Origin of the sequence: Pedobacter sp. UC225_61, from assembly GCF_044452285.1 — a bacterium.
In the GTDB taxonomy this organism is placed as follows: Bacteria; Bacteroidota; Bacteroidia; order Sphingobacteriales; family Sphingobacteriaceae; genus Pedobacter.
The window spans coordinates 800,898-822,570 of record NZ_JBIOAL010000001.1; the positions used below are offsets into that span (position 1 = coordinate 800,898).

General features: G+C 33.5%; 19 protein-coding genes and 1 pseudogene. 8 read left to right on the forward strand and 12 right to left on the reverse strand.

All coding sequences use genetic code 11. The features are described 5' to 3' along the window. Positions 1-2: 2 nt before the first annotated feature. The 4 genes from ACHMWN_RS03840 to ACHMWN_RS03855 form a co-directional block, all read right to left on the reverse strand. A complete protein-coding gene (locus tag ACHMWN_RS03840) occupies positions 3-905 on the reverse strand; it encodes an EamA family transporter (protein ID WP_397297874.1) in 903 nt (300 codons plus the stop codon). A 6-nt stretch (positions 906-911) separates the two neighbouring features. Then, positions 912-1,289: a RidA family protein gene (locus ACHMWN_RS03845; RefSeq protein WP_397297876.1), complete on the reverse strand. Its 378-nt coding sequence runs from the start codon at positions 1,287-1,289 to the stop codon at positions 912-914. Then, on the reverse strand, positions 1,286-1,432 hold the full coding sequence (locus tag ACHMWN_RS03850) for a DUF6728 family protein (RefSeq protein ID WP_397297877.1): 147 nt from the start codon (positions 1,430-1,432) through the stop codon (positions 1,286-1,288). Before ACHMWN_RS03850 ends, ACHMWN_RS03845 begins: the two co-directional genes overlap by 4 nt. Positions 1,433-1,502: 70 nt before the next feature. After that, positions 1,503-2,852, reverse strand: coding sequence for an OmpA family protein (locus ACHMWN_RS03855; RefSeq protein ID WP_397297878.1), 1,350 nt, complete (start codon positions 2,850-2,852; stop codon positions 1,503-1,505). Positions 2,853-3,022: 170 nt separating this feature from the next. Here ACHMWN_RS03855 and ACHMWN_RS03860 point away from each other — a divergent pair, with 170 nt between their 5' ends. Continuing rightward, the gene (locus ACHMWN_RS03860; protein ID WP_397297880.1) at positions 3,023-4,312 is read left to right on the forward strand and encodes an aminopeptidase P family protein; all 1,290 of its coding nucleotides are present in this window, start codon (positions 3,023-3,025) and stop codon (positions 4,310-4,312) included. Here the strand turns inward: ACHMWN_RS03860 and meaB are convergent. Beyond that, entirely contained in the window at positions 4,299-5,198 is a 900-nt protein-coding gene (gene meaB, locus ACHMWN_RS03865) for a methylmalonyl Co-A mutase-associated GTPase MeaB (RefSeq protein ID WP_397297882.1), read from the reverse strand. The genes ACHMWN_RS03860 and meaB overlap by 14 nt on opposite strands. A 164-nt stretch (positions 5,199-5,362) precedes the next feature. On the opposite strand from meaB, the gene ACHMWN_RS03870 reads away from it, so the two are divergent. After that, positions 5,363-7,195, forward strand: a complete 1,833-nt coding sequence (locus tag ACHMWN_RS03870) for an ABC transporter ATP-binding protein (protein ID WP_397297883.1) — start codon at positions 5,363-5,365, stop codon at positions 7,193-7,195. 5 nt (positions 7,196-7,200) lie between these two features. On the opposite strand, the gene ACHMWN_RS03875 is transcribed toward ACHMWN_RS03870, so the two are convergent. Then, positions 7,201-8,151 (reverse strand): glycosyltransferase family 2 protein, encoded by a 951-nt coding sequence (locus ACHMWN_RS03875; protein WP_397297885.1) that lies wholly within the window; start codon positions 8,149-8,151, stop codon positions 7,201-7,203. A gap of 218 nt (positions 8,152-8,369) precedes the next feature. Here ACHMWN_RS03875 and ACHMWN_RS03880 point away from each other — a divergent pair, with 218 nt between their 5' ends. From ACHMWN_RS03880 to glf, 5 genes are all read left to right on the forward strand, one after another. Further along, positions 8,370-9,365, forward strand: coding sequence for a glycosyltransferase family 2 protein (locus ACHMWN_RS03880; RefSeq protein ID WP_397297887.1), 996 nt, complete (start codon positions 8,370-8,372; stop codon positions 9,363-9,365). A gap of 1 nt (position 9,366) precedes the next feature. Beyond that, positions 9,367-10,260 (forward strand): glycosyltransferase, encoded by an 894-nt coding sequence (locus tag ACHMWN_RS03885; RefSeq protein WP_397297888.1) that lies wholly within the window; start codon positions 9,367-9,369, stop codon positions 10,258-10,260. Between the two features lie 125 nt (positions 10,261-10,385). Further along, positions 10,386-11,294, forward strand: a complete 909-nt coding sequence (locus ACHMWN_RS03890) for a glycosyltransferase family 2 protein (RefSeq protein WP_397297890.1) — start codon at positions 10,386-10,388, stop codon at positions 11,292-11,294. Continuing rightward, positions 11,287-12,159 carry a glycosyltransferase family 2 protein gene (locus ACHMWN_RS03895; protein ID WP_397297892.1) on the forward strand — a complete coding sequence of 291 codons (873 nt, stop codon included), beginning with the start codon at positions 11,287-11,289 and terminating at the stop codon, positions 12,157-12,159. The genes ACHMWN_RS03890 and ACHMWN_RS03895 overlap by 8 nt, the downstream gene beginning before the upstream one ends. Positions 12,160-12,211: 52 nt before the next feature. Beyond that, a complete protein-coding gene (gene glf, locus ACHMWN_RS03900) occupies positions 12,212-13,312 on the forward strand; it encodes a UDP-galactopyranose mutase (protein WP_397297893.1) in 1,101 nt (366 codons plus the stop codon). A gap of 7 nt (positions 13,313-13,319) precedes the next feature. Here glf and ACHMWN_RS03905 read toward each other — a convergent pair whose 3' ends face one another. The 5 genes and pseudogenes from ACHMWN_RS03905 to ACHMWN_RS03925 form a co-directional block, all read right to left on the reverse strand. Continuing rightward, a complete protein-coding gene (locus ACHMWN_RS03905; RefSeq protein ID WP_397297894.1) occupies positions 13,320-14,411 on the reverse strand; it encodes an acyltransferase family protein in 1,092 nt (363 codons plus the stop codon). Between the two features lie 191 nt (positions 14,412-14,602). Further along, positions 14,603-17,587: a translation initiation factor IF-2 gene (gene infB / locus ACHMWN_RS03910; protein WP_397297896.1), complete on the reverse strand. Its 2,985-nt coding sequence runs from the start codon at positions 17,585-17,587 to the stop codon at positions 14,603-14,605. Between the two features lie 68 nt (positions 17,588-17,655). Then, positions 17,656-18,890, reverse strand: a pseudogene (nusA, locus tag ACHMWN_RS03915) (transcription termination factor NusA). Between the two features lie 3 nt (positions 18,891-18,893). Further along, complete coding sequence (gene rimP, locus ACHMWN_RS03920; protein ID WP_397297898.1) at positions 18,894-19,358, reverse strand: ribosome assembly cofactor RimP; 465 nt, start codon at positions 19,356-19,358, stop codon at positions 18,894-18,896. Positions 19,359-19,471: 113 nt separating this feature from the next. Next, a complete protein-coding gene (locus tag ACHMWN_RS03925) occupies positions 19,472-19,897 on the reverse strand; it encodes a hypothetical protein (protein ID WP_397297900.1) in 426 nt (141 codons plus the stop codon). Between the two features lie 17 nt (positions 19,898-19,914). On the opposite strand from ACHMWN_RS03925, the gene ACHMWN_RS03930 reads away from it, so the two are divergent. After that, a complete protein-coding gene (locus ACHMWN_RS03930; protein ID WP_397297902.1) occupies positions 19,915-20,262 on the forward strand; it encodes a phage holin family protein in 348 nt (115 codons plus the stop codon). Between the two features lie 79 nt (positions 20,263-20,341). Here ACHMWN_RS03930 and ACHMWN_RS03935 read toward each other — a convergent pair whose 3' ends face one another. Next, complete coding sequence (locus ACHMWN_RS03935) at positions 20,342-21,481, reverse strand: acyl-CoA dehydrogenase (RefSeq protein WP_397297903.1); 1,140 nt, start codon at positions 21,479-21,481, stop codon at positions 20,342-20,344. Positions 21,482-21,673 lie beyond the last annotated feature (192 nt).

Consider the following 21,673-nt stretch of genomic DNA (forward strand, 5'->3'; position numbering starts at 1 on the left):
ATTTATTTTCTCTTAAAAGTAAAAATATCTTTTATCAAGTTCCAATTAAAAAGGAAAACTGCGAATAATAATAGTAAATAAGCTAATAATTGATGTAGGCTTATTTTCTCGTCGAAATATAAAACCGCAACAGCAAACGCAATAATTGGGTTTACATAAATAATAATTCCTAAGGTAGATGAAGGAATTGCGATTAACGCATACAAACTTAAAAACAGCGGAATAACTGTAAACACAACTGCGATGATAACGATATGACTCCAAAACCACACGCCAGTTGGAAAGCCTTCATGATGGTATACATAAAAAGGTAACATTAATAAAACCGCTACAGTTATTTGTAAAGCAAGCACATTCAGTTTATCTAAGTGTTGCATCTTACGTTGAATGATGAGATAAAAAGCATACAATGCTGCTATAATAACTGACCAAACTACATCAATAAAAGAACCAGTAGCTAGCATAACAATGCTTAGTAATGCTATACCAAGGGATATTAATTTCAAGTTAGATAGTTCTTCTTTTAAAATTAGAAAACCACCAAATGCTGTTATTAATGGACATACCATATAGGCAAACGCCGCAGACTTGAGGTTAATATGATTTACAGCATAAATAAATGTATACCAATTTAACGTAAGCAATATAGTAGCTCCAATAATCTGATAAACAATTATTCGCTTTTCTTTGGGTAGTGCATTCTTAAAATAGTGAATGTCTTTTATTAAGATTTTTCGTCGAAATAAAAGTATTGCAATCCAAATAACAACTAATGAAGTAAATATCCGATAGTATAAAATTTCTTCAGAAGGAAATGATTTAAGGTTTCTTAAAGGAATAGAGAAAAATCCCCAAATAGCTACAGATAAAAAAGCAGCAAATAAATAACGTGATTTGGATTTCAACAAAGCTTATGCTTTAAAAGCTGTCACCGATATTTCTACATTTACACCTTTTGGCAGACCTTTAACTGCAACCGTTTCACGTGCAGGAAAATGTGATTGGAAATAAGATCCATATACTTCATTTACTTCAGCAAATAAGCTCATGTCTGCTAAAAATATTGTGGTTTTAACAACATGATTAAACCCATACTCTGCCTCTAACAACACCGCTTTAATATTGCGCATTATTTGATGTGTTTCTTCAGAAATTGACGAAAGGTTTAGCTCTCCATTTTCAGGATTAATGGCTACTTGGCCTGATACAAATAAAAATCCATTAGCCAATACTGCCTGACTGTAAGGACCAATTGGTGCTGGTGCATTGTGGGTAATAATTGTTTTCATTTATTTTTTAATATAAACCATTGTATCAATTTCCAGGTTATTCCACCAACAAATAATAAGATAGCAATTGCATTAATGATATGCATTATCTTAATATTGATATTAGTTGGACGTTGTGGATCTTTCTTTCTAAAGAAGTACATGTACAAATGTAGGTATAAAAAAAAAGAGCTCCGAAATTTCGGAGCTCTTTTTATATCGAATTAAGAAAGATTAGTTTCTTGAAGTCTCAACACGACGATTTTGGATACGACCTTCTTCAGTATCGTTAGAAGCAACTGGATTAGCTTCACCAAAACCTTTAGTAGTTACTTGGCTAGAATTAACACCAGAGTTTACTAAGTAAGTTTTAACAGAATTAGCTCTGTCTTTAGATAATTTCATATTGTATGCAGTAGTACCTTCGCTTGAAGCATAACCTTTAGCAGTTATTTTACCACCGTTTTCACGCAATACTGAAGATAATTTATCTAAAGTAGGGTAAGATTCAGTTTTTAATACTGAGCTGTTAAATTCAAATTGGATAGTTTCCCAACCAGTTACATTTGAAGTTTCAGTTGGAGTTGTAGTTACTACAGTTGGTGCAGGAAGTGGACATCCTGATCCATCAACTTTAGTTCCAGCTGGAGTTCCAGCACATTTGTCAAATTGATCAGCAACACCGTCACCATCTGAATCTTTTTTCAAATCTTCAACAGATTTTTCAACATTAGAAACACGGTTTTTCAATGCCTCAACTTCTTGACGTAAAGTAGGATCTTTTAATTCATCATACATCATAGCTACTGGGTTAACCCAATCCAAGTTAGGTTTAGCTTTCGAACCTAAAGAGAATTCTAAACCAGCAGAAGTGTAAGAATACTTATCTTTTGAAGTACCACCAGCGTAAACTCTATCAACGTTATCACCATCAACAAAATTCATTGTATAAGCTAAGTTGAAAGATACACGGTCAGATACTTTGAATTTAATACCAGCACCTACAGGGATATAAGCTTCTTTGATATAGTCATTATCATGATCCTCACCATATTGGCCTTTAGTATTAACTACTGTACCATTAGCTAAAGTCAATTTAGGGTTATAAGCCATTAAACCATAACCAGCTGTTACGAAGAAGTTAACTGAGTTCTCACGACGTAAGAAATCTACAGTTGCAACATTCACAACACCTCTTAAATCAGCTGCATATTGAATATCAGTTTCGAATTCTTTAGCGCCATTTTTAACACCACCAGTAGCATCTTTATTAGTTCCAGATAATTTACCACGGAAAATGTTACCTTCTAAGCCAAATGCATGACCTAATTGTTTACGTAATGAGATACCATAACCTAAGTTAACATCCCAGTTAGTGAAATCGTTAGTACCACCAGTAACAACAACTGGTGCTAAAACACCACCATTGATACCTAATGACCACGTTCTGTACTGTGCTCTACCACCAAATACTTTGGCAGAAGAAGACATTGCAGGAGCGTCCTGAGCGTTAGCAAGAGTTGTTACTCCCATTAAAGCTACTAAAGAAGCTACAACGCCTTTTTTTAAAGTAGAATAATTCATAATTTTCTTTTTTAAGGTTAAACAAATATTAATTGTATAATTTTTTGTAAGACAAAATTAAACAAATTTTTATAATCTCAAAACACTATACAAACTCCGTTCCAAACTTCTAAAGAATTGATCATTTTATTACATTTGGAAAAATTATCTCACTTAAAGATAGTAAAATAATGAAATACAAAGAAATAAGCTCCTCTCTATTTTCAATGAACAGAGAAAATTTTGCAAATCTATTGCCTGATAATGGAATAGCCATATTTCAATCTAATGATGAGTTTCCAAGAAGTGGAGATCAAAACTTTCCATTTAAGCAGAATCCTGACCTTTTCTACTTGTCTGGCATAGATCAAGAGCAGTCAATATTACTGATATATCCAAACTGTCCTAATCCATTATACAGAGAAGTCCTATTTTTAAGACAGACCAATGACCACATTAAGGTATGGGAGGGGCATAAATATACCAAAGACCAAGCTAGAGCAACCTCTGGGATTAAGAATATCTATTGGTTAGATGATTTTGAAAACATTTTACATAGTATAATCCACTATGCCGAATGCATTTATTTAAATACAAATGAGAATGACCGTTATGCTCATTCTTTACCGTATCGAGATATTCGTTTTATTAAAGAATTACGTGAAAAATATCCTTTACATAAATATGAAAGAGCCGCTCCTTTAATGCGGGATTTACGAGCAATAAAATCTGATATAGAGGTTGAACTTACCCAAAAGGCATGTGATATTACTAACGATGCCTTTAGAAGAGTGCTAAAATTTGTGAGACCAAACGTAATGGAATATGAAATTGAAGCAGAAATTATTCACGAATTTATTAAACAAGCAGCTACTGGGCATGCGTATAACCCAATTATAGCTTCTGGAAACAATGCTAATATATTGCATTACACAGATAATAATCAGAAGTGTAAGGATGGCGAATTAATTTTAATGGATTTTGGAGCTGAATATGCAAATTATAATGCAGATTTAACCAGAACAATCCCTGTAAATGGTCGATTTACAACAAGGCAAAAAGAAGTTTACAATGCCGTTTTACATGTAATGAAGGAAGCTAAAAAATTGATGGTCGCTGGCGCGATATGGAATACATATCATGAAGAAATTGGAGAAATCATGACAGAACAATTGATTAAGCTTAAGCTAATTTCTTCTGCTGATGTGAAAAATCAAAGCTCAACATATCCAGCATACAAGAAATATTTTATGCATGGTACTTCTCATCATTTAGGTATAGATGTACATGATTTTGCAAGTAGATACACTCCTTTTGCAGCAGGGAATATTTTAACTTGCGAACCAGGCATCTATATTCCAGAAGAAGGATTAGGTGTAAGATTAGAAAATGATATTTTGATCACAAAGAATGGGAATCTAGACTTGATGGTTAATATTCCTATTGAAGTAGATGAAATTGAAGATCTTATGAATGCTTAATCCAGCTTTCTGTAAAACGATAAATATTGAAGTCTGGTTGCATTACTGCTTTTTCGACATCCAAGCGTAATTGGATGCTATCAATATCTTTCATTCGATAATGCTGAATAATTCTTAGTGCTTTTTCTGCCATTAAGAATTTTTTACGCTCATTAATTGTGTCAGTTGGCTTCAAAATCCATTTGCATACGGCGCTTATACCCTCATTTTTATCCGCAATAGTTTTAAAAACCGGAATATTTTGATGTTGCTGCGTAACTAATTTTTTAAGGTTGTTAGCAAAAGTGTCTGCGCCATCTCTGTCCGCTTTGTTTACAATGAAACCTTGAGCAATTTCCATTAACCCAGACTTTATATTTTGTATTTCATCTCCCGATTCAGGAACCAGCACCACAACCGTTTTGTCTGCTAATCCTGCTATTTCTACTTCAGATTGACCTACACCAACAGTTTCTACCAAAATCAAATCGAATTTGGCGGCTTTCAAAACATCTACCATCTCTAATGTTTTAAGAGAAATTCCTCCTAAAGCCCCACGGGTAGCAATAGATCTGATAAACACATTTGGATTATTAAATTGTTGAGCCATTCTAATTCTATCGCCTAATAACGATCCAAAATTGAATGGAGATGTAGGGTCTACTGCCAAAATGGCTATTTTCTTTTTCTGCTCAATAAAATAGTTTGTAATCGTATTTACTAAAGTACTCTTGCCTGCCCCAGGTGGGCCTGTTACGCCTACAACAGGAATCTCATTTTTAATATGAATAGTTTTTAATAAAGTTGAAGCAGGTTCAATATCATTTTCTACAAAAGTTAATGCTCTTGCTAAAGCTCTAAAATCTCCTTGTTCAATTCCTTCCTTAAGTATCTGATGCGAATTCATTGCAAACTATCTTTATTACAAATAAACAGAATTTTATTAAGTATGTAACATTCAATATAGCTACACCTGATATCGTTTGTTTTTGGTAATATTATATACAGCAAAACGATCAATCCGCAAACAAACAACAAAATATGTAACTTTGTATGTTTTATACACTTTGAATGAAAACCTACTTCAGATTATTATCTTTTGCTAAACCTATAGAAAAGTTCGCTATACCCTATATCATTGCAACGGTACTTTCAATTATTTTTGGCACCTTAAATCTTACATTATTAGTTCCTCTTTTTGAAACTTTAATACCCTCAACATCTCCCAATGCCTTAAAAAACGTTGCTGATACTGCAACCTCGTCATTTGATATTACTGGGCAACTAAGAGACTTCGTTAATCATTCCAAGTATACAAACGGTATTCAACTAACCCTTGCTTATGTTTGTCTTGTAATTGTGGGCTCGGTTTTGCTATCCAATATTTTCAGATATCTTTCTCAGCGCTACATGGAAGATTTACGTGTACATACTCTTTTAAATCTACGCAAAACGGTTTTCAATAATGTGATGGATTTACATGTTGGTTACTTTAATAATGAAAAAAAAGGTGATATTATTTCCAAAGTTGCATCAGATGTTCAGGTGGTACAATTTACAGTAACCAACACTTTACAAGTAGTGTTTAAAGAGCCCTTAACTTTAATATTTTATGTACTTGTGTTGCTTTCTATTTCTGTAAAATTAACTCTATTTTCTCTTTTAGTGATTCCTATATCAGGGTTTATAATTAGTAAAATTGTAAAAAGACTTAAACAACAAGCTAAAGAGGCACATGAATCTTTCGCTAAAATGATTGGCTTTTTAGACGAATCATTAAGCGGAATTAAAATTATTAAGGCTTTTAATGGCACGGAAAGAACTAAACACAAGTTTCAAAAAGAAAATGTGTTTTATTCTAACATAAATAGAAAAATGGTGAGAAGACAACAACTCGGCTCTCCAGTATCTGAATTTTTAGGCGTAGTTATGGTTTCTATGATTGTATGGTATGGAGGAAATTTGATCATTAACAACCAACCGGGAGCATTAACTACAAGTCAATTTATTGGATATATTGCATTATTTTCTCAAGTGATGAGGCCTGCAAAAGCCTTATCTGATTCTTTTAGTGGCATTCATTCTGGAATCGCAGCAGGAGAACGTGTTTTAGATTTAATCGACACAAAGGCTGAGCTAGAAAATAAACCAGATGCCATACCCTTACCTGAGTTTAAAAAAGCATTGGATATAGAAAATGTTTCCTTTAGCTATGGAGAGAAACAAGTGCTAAAAAATATTAATCTAAGCATTGAGAAAGGTAAAACAATTGCTCTTGTGGGCCCATCCGGTGGCGGTAAAAGCACATTAATGGATTTAATTCCTCGTTTTCATGACCCCCTAATGGGTGATATAAAAATTGATGGATATAACTATAAAGACTTAACGATAGAGAGTATTCGAGCTCAAATGGGTACAGTTAATCAGGAATCATTTTTATTTAATGATACCATTTTCAATAATATAGCATTTGGAAAACCAGAAGCCACTGAAGAAGAAGTTATCGCTGCTGCAAAAATTGCCAATGCTCATGAGTTCATTTTAAATACCGAAGAGGGCTATCAATCTTTTGTAGGCGATAGAGGAAATAGATTATCTGGCGGACAAAAACAAAGAATTTGTATTGCTAGAGCAGTTTTAGCAAATCCTCCAATCATGTTATTGGATGAAGCGACATCTGCATTAGATACCGAATCGGAAAAATTAGTCCAAGAAGCACTTAATAATTTAATGCAAAATAGAACTTCAATTGTTATAGCACACCGATTAAGCACTATTCAACAAGCAGATCTTATTGTTGTAATAGATAAAGGTGAAATCGTAGAAAGAGGGACACATCAAGAATTAATTAGCAATAATAAAGTCTATAAAAGGTTAATTGATATGCAAACCTTTAACGATTAATCATATTAAAACTTACCTCTTTGCCTTCTTGAGTCATTAAGCGCTTTTGCATAAATGGTTATTAACATCGAAAAACCGTACTTTGTGTATATTTCCTTTATAAGCTGAACATTTAAAAAACCCTTCGACAAAATAATTTCCCTATAGGATAAGGCTTTCTTTTTTTCGTTGACTTTAGTTAACGTGTTCTTTTGATGTTCTGTTAACAAAGAAGAATTCCGTATCATAAGATCTATTTTATCCCTTAAAGCCAAATCTTGGCTCATCATACGCATTTTATCAATACTCATACTTTCAAAATGCAACCTAATCAATGATATTGAATTATCATCATCACAATAGCCAAAGGACAAATTTCCAAAAGCACAGCGCAACCAAAACTCCCAATCCTCCAAACTTTTCAAGTTATCATTCTGCATTCCAACCAAGCTAAACACTTCACGTTTCAGTAATGCTGAATTCACAGGCATAATATTTCTTTCAACTAACTCAGTAATAATGTTCATCCCTTTGCCATTTAATTTTGGTATCCAAGCACTTTGAGTCATGCGCCTATTAGCGTAGGTCTCATGAACATTCTTTTCTTTAAAGTAAAGTCCATTTGTATAAGAAATGTGAAGCCACTCACGCTCTTGCATATACTTAACTTGTATGGCTATTTTTTCTTTAGAAAGTAAATCATCAGCATCTAAAAATTGTATGTACTCTCCTTTCGCTATATTAATCCCTGCATTTCTGGCAGCTGGGAGCCCTTTATTTTCTTGCTTATAGTAAATAAATCTTTCATCTATAATAAAAGGTTGAATTACGTCTTGCGTATTATCAGTAGAGCCATCGTCAATGATGATTACTTCCCAATTTGAATAAGTTTGCTGCAACACACATTGGAGTGTTTCACCAATCAGTGCTCCATAATTATAGGTTGGTATTATAATGGAAACAAGAGGTTTATCCATATCTAATTTTTAAGGGTGAATTCAAATCTTTTTTACCCTATTATAGCGAATAGGCTTTAAAAGTTTGTCTACCACATTTTTGCTTAGCCATAGGCTAAAAAGCTGGTCAAAGATGCAAAATAAATAAGACAAAGCTATTTCCTAGCCTCAGAAAGTATCGATCTAGCACACTAAATTATTTATGTTATTTTTACATTCATAATTCAACTTTTAATTAGATGATAAAAGAACCTCGGGTAGAAGTTACCGTGCTAATGCCAGTTTTTAACAGTGAGTTGTATTTAAGAGAATCCATATCAAGCATTCTAAACCAATCATTTACTAATTTTGAGTTAATTATAATAAATGATGGTAGCACCGATGCAAGCGACAAAATAATACGCTCCTTTAATGACAACAGGATTAATTACGTAAACAATCTATCTAATAAAGGAATAGTTTCTGTACTAAACGAAGGACTTGATTTAAGCAAAGGAAAGTACATTGCCAGAATGGATGCGGATGACATTGCAACAGCTCACCGACTTGAGACTCAAGTACAATTTTTAAAAGCAAACCCTGAGTATAAACTTTGCGGCACTTATGCGATAAAGATAAATGAACACAGTGAAAAGAGTTCTAAAATCAGGCCACCAAAGCAATATGAAAAAATTAAAGTTTCTCAACTATTTAAGAACTCATTTATTCATCCATCAATACTAGCTGATGCTGATACTATTAAGTCATTTGGTTATAAGGAAGAATATAAATATGCAGAAGATTATCTTCTTTTTTCTGAAATTACAATGCATCATAAAGCAATCAACATCAAAAATATTGGGCTTTATTATCGTGTACATAACCAAAGTATATCCACAAAGCGATTAAGTGAAATGATGGAAAGTGAGCGAAAAACGATGCATTATTTATTATCATTTTTATTTGATGAGGTTACAGAGAAACAATTAGCAATACATCATTCTCTTTTACGCTTTGAGCAAAATAGCGACTATAATAGTGTTGAAGTTGAACAACATCTCATAGCAATTAAGCTGGCAAACCGTTCCAAAAAGATATATATCAAAAGTGTATTGGAAAAAAGGCTTCAAAAAGAATGGTTCAATACTTTAAATAGAAGTTCTGAAAACAATAAATTATTGAAATTTATTTCCTCTAAATTATTCTCAATACGTTTTCTTAATCTTAAACAGTTAATTAAATTATCTTCCAATTAATATGCAACAACAAGAACTAATTTCTATTGCGCTTTGCACATATAATGGAAGTAAGTATATTGAGCAGCAAGTATACAGCATACTTAATCAAAGCTATAAAAACATAGAAATTGTTATAGTTGACGACAATTCTACTGACGATACTTATCACCTACTAGAAAAATTAAAACAGCAGCATTCTCAACTAAAAGTTTTTAGAAATAAAGCAAATTTAGGTTTCAACAAAAATTTTGAAATAGCAATTAAGCTGTGTACGGGGAAGTATATTGCAATAAGTGACCAAGATGATATCTGGTTACCACAAAAACTGGAATTATTGTTAAAGAATATTGGAGATAATTGGTTAATATTCTCCAATTCAGAATGGGTAGATGAGAATGAAGTTTCAATGGGGAGGCAGATACTAAAGCCATCCTTTACCATGAATGAGCGTGACTTTAGAAGTATTTTGTTTTATAATTCGGTGACCGGCCACACCGTATTGTTTAACAAGGAATTTGTGGATTATTTCACACCTATTCCTACGCTAGGCTACTACGACTGGTGGATGGGTTTTGTAGCTATGTACCACAATAAAGCTACATGCCTAAACGAGTGTTTAACTTTGCACCGAATGCATAGTAGTTCGGTAACCACTAGCGCTTATAGTAATGATAAAAAGCAGTTTAAAAAAGATCTTAATGTTGAGGCAGAAATACAATTAGAGCAGTTTAGACAATACAAAAACTTAAAACCAGAGGATAAAAAATTTCTTGAAAAAATAAGTAATGAATACCGTAAAGATTTTAGCTTTTATTTAATGTGGTTGATACTAGTAAATTATCCAATCTATTTCCCCGACAAAAAACCTAGAAATTGGCTAAGTAGGCTAAACTTTGCCCGTAAATTGAAATAACTTCAACGCCATACCTTAGGTAATTTCCTATTAAATCTTTTAGTAAGTTTGTATGTTTAAAATAGTTTTTACAATGAAATGTGTAAAAATGTCTTAAAAGAATTACAAGATATAATCAATGCTTTATGATGTTGCCCCAATCTATTTGCGCTGTATTAGTAACTTATAATAGAGTTGATCTTTTAAAAGAATGTGTCAATTCTTTACTAAAACAAACCATTACCTTAGATAAAATATGCATAGTAGATAACGGATCAACCGATGAAACCCCACAATATCTAAAAAGCATTGCCAGCGATAAAATAACAATCATTACACAAAGTAATGTAGGTAGTGCTGGCGGATTTCATACCGCCATAAAATACGCTTATGAAAACGGCTATGATTGGATTTGGACAATGGACGATGATGTTGAACCATTTAGAGATTGCTTAGAGCAATTACTTAAGCTTGGCGATATATCAAAATGTATAAACCCATTAAGATTATTCAAAGATAACGATGAGGTTTACGAATGGGAGCATTACTTTGACTATAAAACATGTATGCCTATTGTGCATAACAACATGTCTCTTAGAAATAAAGAGTATTGTTTTGTAAACACAACTTGTTTTGAAGGAATGCTAATACATAGATCAATTGTAGAAAAAATAGGATTTCCTAATCGAGATTATTTTATTGCTGGCGATGATACCGAATATGGAGTACTCGCCAATCTTTATACAAATGTTGCATATACTAAAACTGCAAAAATGTATCGTAAAAGGTTGGTTAGCCTGAATAAAATAAGGCCACTTCAAGCCTATTATGAGTTTAGAAATTTATTCTTATTGAAAAGGAATTTAAGAATACACTTTTTGCAAAGGAACAGTCCTTCTTTTTATAAAAACCTTTATAAAGAACTTAAATACCGCACAAAGCTTATATTAAAAGGGAAAGAATATACCATGGCAGAAAAGAAAGATCTCATATCTCGAATGCTCAGAGGAATTAGAGATGGTATTAAACTTTATAAAGTAAGAACGAATGAATAATTTTTATAAAGTATCTGTAATTGTGCCTTGCTACAATCAAGCAAAATATTTAGAGCAATGTTTTACTTCGCTTACTAACCAGACTTACAGTAATTGGGAATGCATACTAGTTGATGATGGAAGTACAGATGAAACGGAAAAAATAGGGAGTGAATGGGCGCAAAAAGATGCACGAATTAAATATTACAAGAAATCAAATGGCGGTTTAAGTTCAGCTAGAAATTTTGGTCTAAGTCATATAAATGGAGACTTTATACAATTCTTAGATGCTGACGATTTTCTTCATCCGGCAAAATTCGAAAAGTCCTTGAATCAGGTTACAGATAAAGATAATACTGTCATAATCACTAATTTTCTTCTTTTTGATGATAAAAAACAAAAAGAAAAACCAGCTTATTGCAAACTTGAGCAAAACTGTTTTAATCAAGAAGCTATTTTAACAGAATGGGATAAGCGCTTTACAATTCCTATTCATTGTGCTCTCTTCCCTTCAAATTTAACTGCTAAATATTTATTTAGAGAGGATTTAAAAGCAAAAGAAGATTGGATATTCTGGCTCCAGATATTTCAAAATCAACCTATAGCAATTTTTATTGACGAACCTTTGGCATTTTACAGAGAAAATCTAGGAGGGATGAGCCGTAAAGATGATTTTATGCAAGAAAATAAAATAAAGGCTATCAAAATTATAGAGCAAATCATCGACAACCCTTCTCTTTTTAATACCTATCTAAGATACAATAATGATTATCTTCTCAATGAAAACCACCTATTGCTTAAACAAATAAAGCTTCTAAAGTATAAACGAACCTTTAACTATAAATTAGAAAAATTATTCCCGTTTTTTAAGAGAAAGAAAGGTTAGGATTTTAAATACTATTTGTAATCTTGTACATTATTATCCAAAGAATATGTCTATGAAATATGATTTTCTAATTGTTGGGGCTGGACTTTTTGGTGCAACATTTGCAAATAGAGCCAAAGCCAATGGAAAAACCGTATTGGTTATTGATAAAAGGAATCATCAAGGTGGCAATGTGTATTGTGAAAATATAGAAGGGATAAACGTACACAAATATGGTCCACATATTTTTCATACCAATGATAAGACGATTTGGGATTTTGTAAATTCTTTCGTTGAGTTCAACCGCTTTACCTATACACCCGTTGCAAATTATAAAGACAAGCTTTATAATCTACCCTTCAACATGAACACCTTTTATCAACTATGGAAAACCAAAACACCTCAAGAGGCGAAAACAATAATTGATAAACAGATTTCTGAAAACCCAATTTCTACACCAAAGAATTTGGAAGAACAAGCAATGAGTTTAGTAGGTAAAGACATCTATGAGAAACTAATTAAGGGATATACCGAAAAGCAATGGGGCAGAAAAGCTACCGAACTACCTTCATTCATTATCAAACGTTTACCATTACGATTTACCTTTGACAATAACTATTTCAATGACAAGTATCAAGGGATTCCAATTGGGGGTTATAATAAATTAATTGATGGACTTTTGGAGGGAATAGAAGTTAAATTAGGTATTGATTTCTTTGAAGAGAAAGAAAAGTATAAAGACCTTGCACATAAAATTGTTTACACAGGTAAACTTGATGAATATTTCGGCTATTCCTTAGGGCATCTGCAATACAGAAGTCTAGCATTTGAGCACTCGATATTAGATACTGAAAATTACCAAGGAAATGCAGCCATAAATTATACAGACTACGCTATTCCTTATACAAGAATTGTAGAACATAAGCACTTTGAATTTGGAAAACAAGAGAAAACTGTAATTACCAAAGAGTATCCTTTAGAATGGAGCAGTGAAAAGGAACCATATTATCCAATAAACGATAAAAGGAACGAAGATTTGGCTAACCAGTATAAAAACCTAAAAAAGCAAGAGCAAAATGTTATTTTTGGTGGGCGCTTGGCTGAATATAAATATTACGACATGCATCAAGTAATTGGCGCAGCATTAAGTGTTGCTAAAAAAGAATTCGAGTAATTTGGAATTAGCCTTTTACACCAATAAGCCTCTTAAATTTTGTTTTAAGGATTAATTTGATAAGCACTACCGTTAATCCATAAACGATAATAAAACGAACTATTGAATATGCTATAGCTTCTACTGGAGGCATTGTATCTAAAGGCAATTTAAGTGGTCTAACAATTTCAGAAAGTACTAGTTCAATAATAATAAAATGAATCAAGTATATTCCATAAGTAGTTTGTCGCGGTTGTAATAATTTTTGTATGGATTTCATTGAACCTAGTTTAAGTAAAATCCCGAACATTACCATTGAGTATGCAATATTAGTTATACGTAAGGTATTGTAAGGATCCGCTATTTTTAGCTCCATAAGCTTTACTGTTTCCAGTGTTGCCAAAGAAAATAATATCAACGCAGTAGTAATTAATGCGATCATAGGCACTTTCCTTAAAAAAGCAGTCACACTTTCATAATATCTATTCAAAAAAACACCTAACCAAAGATATACTACAAATCCAAAGATCGCTGTAGTATGCTCTGCAGGAAACCATCCATAATATAAATTAACACTATACGTGACAGAGATTAGGCCTAAAATAATGCCAAAACCTATTTTATAAAGATGCTTCTTGAATAAGAGTAAAACAACAATGCAGATAAGAAAATTTAAAATGAACCAGTAATTTGTATAAAATATAGTGTAAAAGAATTGTCCAAAAGTAGCATCGTACCAAGTGTTGGGTAAATAAATTGCGTCTCTAGTTTTGAAGTACATAAAAAAACTATGCGCATTCTTTAATAGGATAAATACTGTAATCCAAAATAACCAAGGACCAATTGTATTTTTGAAGCGATTTTTAAGGTACTCAAAAGGTGTATACTCCGTGAATTTATAATTGATTAAAAAGCCACTAATTAAAAAAAACACAATCGTTGCAAACTTTGCAAGCTGCATATAACCTGCCTGAATAAGTTGATCGCTTTGTTCGCTATATTTTATAAACCAGAAAGCAGACGAGTGCTCAAATACAATTCCGAACATTGCAATGCCCCTAATAGAATCTATAAAATCGAAGTTCTTTTTTGTTGGCGATAAGAGCGTACTTTCTGACATCAATTAGTGTAGGTATAATAAAAAAGAGCAACAAAAATCGCTCCTCGAATTTTAGACCTTCATAATTGTTACAAGTTTAATCTAGTCAACTTTATTTAACTTCTTACGAAGTCTAATCGTTTTTAAATAACGATGAAAAACAAAAGGAGCCTAATGTTTTAGGCTCCCTCATTTAGTTTATTTGTAAAAAATTACAGTTTACGCTTAACTTCTACTTGTTCGTAAGCTTCTACAATATCTCCGACTTCAATGTTATTAAAGTTTTGGATGTTTAGACCACATTCATAACCTTTCGCTACTTCTTTAACATCATCTTTAAAGCGTTTTAATGAAGCTAACTCTCCGGTGTAGATTACAACACCGTCACGTACAATACGGATTTTGCTATTTCTAGTAATCTTACCATCTAATACCATACAACCTGCAATGGTACCCACTTTAGTAATTTTAAACGTTTCTCTAATCTCAACGTTAGCTACAATTTTCTCTTCAAATTCTGGTGCCAACATACCTTCCATTGCCGCTTTAATCTCGTTGATTGCATCGTAAATAATAGAGTATAAACGAATATCAATTTGTTCAGCCTCTGCTAATTTACGAGCACCTGGCGAAGGACGTACTTGGAAACCGATGATAATCGCATCTGAAGCAGACGCTAACAATACATCTGATTCTGAAATTTGACCTACTGCTTTACCAATAATATTGATTTGTATTTCTTCTGTAGATAATTTCAATAATGAATCGGCTAATGCTTCAATTGAACCATCCACATCACCTTTAACAATTAGGTTTAACTCTTTAAAGTTTCCAATTGCTAAACGACGACCAATCTCATCTAACGTAATATGTTTCTGTGTACGCAAGCCTTGTTCACGCATTAATTGCAAACGTTTATTGGCAATTTCTCTTGCCTCAACTTCGCTTTCCATGGCATTAAATTTATCTCCCGCTGTTGGAGCACCTTGCATACCTAGTACTTGTACTGGTACAGATGGACCAGCTTCTTCAACTTTCTGACCACGTTCGTTAAATAAAGCTTTTACTTTACCGCTATAACTACCTGCTAAAATTGGATCTCCAACTCTTAACGTACCAGCTTGTACCAATACTGTAGTTACAATACCACGTCCTTTATCTAATGTTGCTTCGATTACAGTACCAGTAGCTCTCTTATTAGGATTAGCTTTTAGTTCTAATAATTCTGCTTCTAATAATACTTTATCTAATAGTAAATCTACATTTAATCCACTTTTACTTGATATTTCTTGCGATTGGAATTTACCACCCCAATCCTCAACCAAAATATTCATAGCAGATAATTGCTCTTTTACTCTATCTGAGTTAGCACCTGGCTTATCAATTTTTGTAAAGGCAAATACCAATGGTACACCCGCAGCTTGTGCGTGGTTAATTGCTTCTTTTGTTTGAGGCATTACCGCATCATCCGCAGCAATAACAATAATTGCAATGTCTGCTACTTTCGCACCACGAGCACGCATCGCTGTAAAGGCTTCGTGACCAGGTGTATCTAAGAAAGTAACTTGCTTACCCGAGTTAGTTGTTACTTTATATGCACCAATGTGTTGTGTAATACCACCGGCCTCACCAGCTACCACATTCGCTTTACGAATATAATCTAGCAATGAAGTTTTACCATGATCTACGTGACCCATGATGGTTACAACAGGAACCCTAGTTTCTAAATCTTCTGGTGCATCTTCTTCTTCAATAACGCTATCAGCTTCCTCATCCGCTTTTACAAACTGAATTTCATAACCAAATTCATCAGCAACAATGGTTAAAGTCTCTGCATCTAAACGTTGATTAATTGAAACGAACATACCCAAACTCATACACGTACCAATAATTTTGGTAACAGGCACATCCATCATATTCGCTAACTCATTTGCCGTAACAAACTCAGTAACCTTTAATACTTTAGATTGTAATTGTTCTTCTGCTGCTGCTTCTTCTGCAGTTAATGCAACATCATCACGTTTTTGACGACGAAGTTTAGCACGTTGTGCAAATTTACCAGATTTACCAGCTCCACTTAAACGAGCAAGTGTTGCTTTAATCTGATCTTGTATTTCTTTTTCTGTTGGCTCTTCTTTAGGACCTCCTGATGACGGAGCACCTGGTCTAGCATTTCTAAAGTTTGGACGGCCACCAGCGGTATTGTTGGTGTTATTTCTAAAATCTGGTCTATTACCAACATGCGGAGCAGGTGTTCCTGCTGGGCGAGGTTGATTTGTGCCTTGCTGACCTTGATTTTGTTGACCTTGCCCTTGTTGAGGAGCATTTGGTCCACCAGGAGTTTTTTTACGTTTGCGCTTGCGTTTTGCTGCTTCGCTATCACCAGATGAAGCCACTGGTTGGTTTCTACGATCAGGAGTAGTTGGCAAAACAATTTTACCAATAATGTTTGGTCCTGATAGTTTAACCGAACGAGCTTTAATAACTTCATCTTCCGGAGAAGCTGGAGTTTCCGCTACTGGCGCAACAGGTTGAGGTGCTTTTGGTTTTTCTTCAACCTTAGCTTCAACAACAGGTGCTTTTTCTTCTTTAACTTCAGCTGGTTTTTCTACAACTGGTGCTTCTGCTTTTGGAGTTTCAACAACTGGTGGAGTTTCTATTTTAGCTTCAGGAGCTTTAACTTCAACAGGAGTTTCTTCTTTTTTAGCAGGACGAGTTTTACTGTTTAAATCGTTAAGATCTATTTTTCCAACAATTTTAACACCAGGTAAAGATCCCTCTTCCGCTACAGCTTCAACTTTAGCAGGTGCTTTTACAGGTTCTTCAACTTTAGTTTCAACTGGTTTTTCTTCCTTCGGCTTCTCAGCAGCAGGAGGAGCATATGAATGAAGGTTTTTAATTAAAATACCTTCGTTTTCAAAATCTTGTTTTTTTCTAGGCACCTCAGGAGCTTTCTCAGCTACTTCGGGTTCATCACGACGAATTTTACCTATAACGATCTGATTGGCTTCTTCTTTTACGATTTTATCCCCCTGAAACTCTCTCAATAATGTATCATACATATCTTTTGAAAGTTTTGTAGTGGGTTTATTTTCCACAGCAAAGCCTTTCTTACCTAGAAACTCTACGGCTGTAGCAATCCCTATGTTAAGCTCTTTGGCTGCTTTAAATAAAATTATGGCTTTGTCGTCTGACATTTATTATCCTATTTTTACTAATTATATACAAAAGTAACGTTTATTCTTATTTATTCAAGCATAACACGTTATTCAAATTCCGATTGAAGAATTGCGATCACCTCTTTAATGGTTTCTTCTTCAAGATCGGTACGTTTTACTAATTCATCTACTGATAAGGCTAAAACACTTTTTGCTGTATCGCAACCAATTGCTTTTAGCTCATCGATAATCCAGCTATCAATTTCATCCGAGAATTCTTCGATATCCACATCCTCATCTTCTTCTCCAGCTTCACGATAAACATCGATTTCATATCCCGTCAATTTACCTGCCAATTTAATGTTATGACCACCACGACCAATTGCTAATGACACCTGATCTGGTTTTAAGTAAACTGAAGCATGTTTTGTAGCATCATCTAATTTAATAGAAGTGATTTTTGCAGGGCTCAAAGCACGTTGAATGTATAATGAAATATTGTTTGTGAAGTTAATTACGTCAATATTTTCATTTTTCAATTCTCTCACGATACCGTGAATACGAGAACCTTTCATACCAACACAAGCACCTACCGGATCAATTCTATCATCGTAACTTTCTACAGCAACCTTAGCACGCTCCCCTGGTTCACGAACAATTTTCTTAATGGTAATTAAACCATCAAAAATCTCTGGAACTTCAATTTCGAATAAACGTTGCAAAAACTCTGGTGCAATACGCGAAATAATAATTTTTGGTGTTGCATTTACCATATCAACTTTAGAAATTACAGCACGAACTGAATCTCCTTTTTTGAAATAATCTGCTGGAATTTGCTCAGTTTTAGGCATCATTAATTCGTTGCCTTCATCATCCAATACCAACGTTTCTTTTTTCCAAACTTGATAAACTTCACCAGTTACAATCTCACCAACTCTATCTTTATATTTTTTGAAAATCTCGTCTTTCTCTAATTCTAAAACTTTAGAAACCAAAGTTTGACGAGCTGCTAAAATCGCTCTGCGACCAAAACTTTCTAAGGTAATTTGTTCGATATGATCATCTCCAACCTCTAAATCTGGATCAATCGTTTTGGCTTCAGCAAGTTCGATTTCTAAATCATCATCTTCAGAAAATCCATCTTCCATCACTTTTCTAGTTCTCCAAATCTCCAAATCCCCGTTATCTGGATTCACAATTACGTCACAGTTTTCATCTGTGCCATATTTTTTACGCAACATACTGCGAAATACCTCTTCCAGTACGCTAATTACTGTAGGGCGGTCGATATTTTTGAAGTCTTTAAACTCCTGAATGAATCGATTAAATTAATATTGCTCATTCTTTATTTAAATGAAATTAAAACCTTTGTTTCTACTATTGTATTAAATTCAATCTCGGTTTCTGCCAGTTGAACTTTTTTACCTTTTTCTTTTATTTTTTCTTCTATAATAATTGCATTATCGTTTACCGCAAGCAATTTTCCCTCTTTCACCTTTCCGTCTGCTAATTTAACACTCAATTCTCTACCAATATTTTTATGATATTGACGATTCAATAAAAGTGGCTCACCAACACCTGGAGATGAAACTTCTAAATTGTAAGCTTTTTCAATTGTGTTTTCTTCTTCTAAATGAAAACCAACATGCCTACTAATTGCTGCACAATCCTGAATACTTATTCCCTCATCACCATCTACATGGATAATAAGTTTGTTATTTGGTAGCATTTTGATGTTTACCAAAAACAGTTCAGGTCTGTCTGCAATCTTTTCCTCTACGAGCTCTTTAACTCTTTTTTCTACCTGCATATCCTAATTTGTTGTAAAAGAAAAGAGGGAACTCTGTCCCCTCTTCTTCCTCTATTACGGTGCAAATGTACGAATAAATTTCAAAATAAAAAAGCCTATAAATGAGATATTTATTATCGCTTTAAGATTTCTTGTTGAGCTTTCACTTTATGGCCAACATCAGATTTGATGATTTCAGTACCTTTTGCAAATTGTGTATTTAGCATTGTTTCAATAAGATAAGATTTTCCTTTTACAAAGGGGGTTGTCGGTGTAAATAGCAAACTATCTCCAACAATACTTAATTTCCCAGGCCATTCAATTTCCATGCTTGTCGAATCATCATCAGCAGGTGTTTGTAAAACTGATACTAAATTTTGATACGTTGTATCTGTATTTATGTTATTTTTAAGTTGCAATAGACCTGCAGGTTCTATATTAGTAATTACAATGGCACTGCTATCTTTAGAAAAATGAATGAACAATGGCTTGTTATTTGTAGTACAACCAAATAAGAAAAGGCATAAAAGCCAACTTGATACATTTAAATATTTTAACATTTAACTAAATTAACATTATGAAGTTGATACTCGAAATTTTATTGATGGGCTTAGCCATGATGTTTGGCGCCTATATTGTTCCTGGTGTTACTGTAGATGGTTATGGAAGTGCAATTATTGCCGCCATTTTAATTGCAATTGTCAATGCAACGATCGGATTAATTTTAAGAATTTTTACCTTTCCATTAAATGTATTAACCTTAGGGCTAATCTCATTTGTTATTACCGTATTGATGATTTTATTGGTAGATAGTTGGATGACAGGATTTAATACTTCTGGATTTTTAGCAGCTGCAATTTTAGCAATAGCCGTATCTATTATTAAAATGATTTTGGATTCTATTTTTGGAGTAGAGAAGAAGTAATTTAAAAATTAAAGCCACAGATTTACAGCTTTTTAATTAAGCTGCGAATTTGTGGCTTCTTTCCTTCTTTCTGATTTTTTTAGCTTAAAATACTTCGGCTAATTACCATTTTTTGTATTTCGGATGTACCCTCGTATATCTGTGTAATTTTAGCATCTCTCATTAATCGCTCTACATGGTATTCTTTTACAAAACCGTAACCACCATGTATTTGTATCGCTTCAACTGTAACATCCATAGCAACTTTACTTGCAAATAATTTAGCCATAGAACCTGCCAATGTATACGACTGCCCTTGATCTTTTAACCATGCAGCTTTATATACCAACATTCTAGCCGCCTCAATTTGAGTAGCCATATCTGCTAGTTTAAAAGCAATTGCCTGATGATCTGAAATAGGCTTACCGAATGCTTTACGTTGTTTAGAATAGTCAAGGGCTAATTCATACGCACCCGCAGCAATGCCTAATGCTTGGGCTGCAATACCAATTCTACCGCCTTCTAACGTTTTCATGGCAAAAGAAAATCCAAATCCATCCTCTCCAATTCTATTCTCTTTTGGAACTTTTACATCATTAAACATTAACGAATGTGTATCAGATCCACGAATACCTAACTTATTTTCTTTCGGCCCAATAGTAAAGCCAGGTGTTCCTTTTTCAACAATAAAAGCATTAATACCTTTATGTCTCAATTCTTTGTGCGTTTGGGCAATTACTAAATAGGTACTTGCGGTACTGCCATTGGTGATCCAGTTTTTAGTACCGTTTAATAAATAGTAATCGCCTTTATCTTCTGCAGTAGTTTGTTGAGATGTGGCATCAGAACCTGCTTCTGGCTCAGAAAGACAAAAAGCGCCAATTTTTTCTCCTGATGCTAATGGTTTTAGATATTTTTCTTTTTGTGCTTCATTCGCATACGCTTCAAGGCCATAACAAACCAATGAATTGTTTACAGAAACCACTACAGATGCAGATGCATCAATTTTTGATAATTCTTCCATTACCAAAACATAAGAGACAGCATCCATACCGCTTCCATTATATTTTGGATCAACCATCATTCCTAAAAACCCAAGTTCGCCAAGCTTTTTAACTTGTTCCGTTGGGAATTTCTGATGTTCGTCTCTTTCGATTACTCCTGGCTTTAATTCTGTCTGTGCAAAATCTCTTGCAGCCTGTTGTATCATTAATTGTTCTTCGCTTAACTCAAAAAGCATAATTATGATTTATAAAAGGTTAGATTTTCCAAATTTAGTATTTCTTAAACAAATTACTATGGTTGCATAGTAATTTTTTCGATAAATAGACATCTAGGATAAAAGTTAGACCATTTATTGCTGTTATGTTTAGTTTCAGCTATACTATGAAAACCTTTACCAAGATGATTTTTTTAACTTACTAAAATTCAA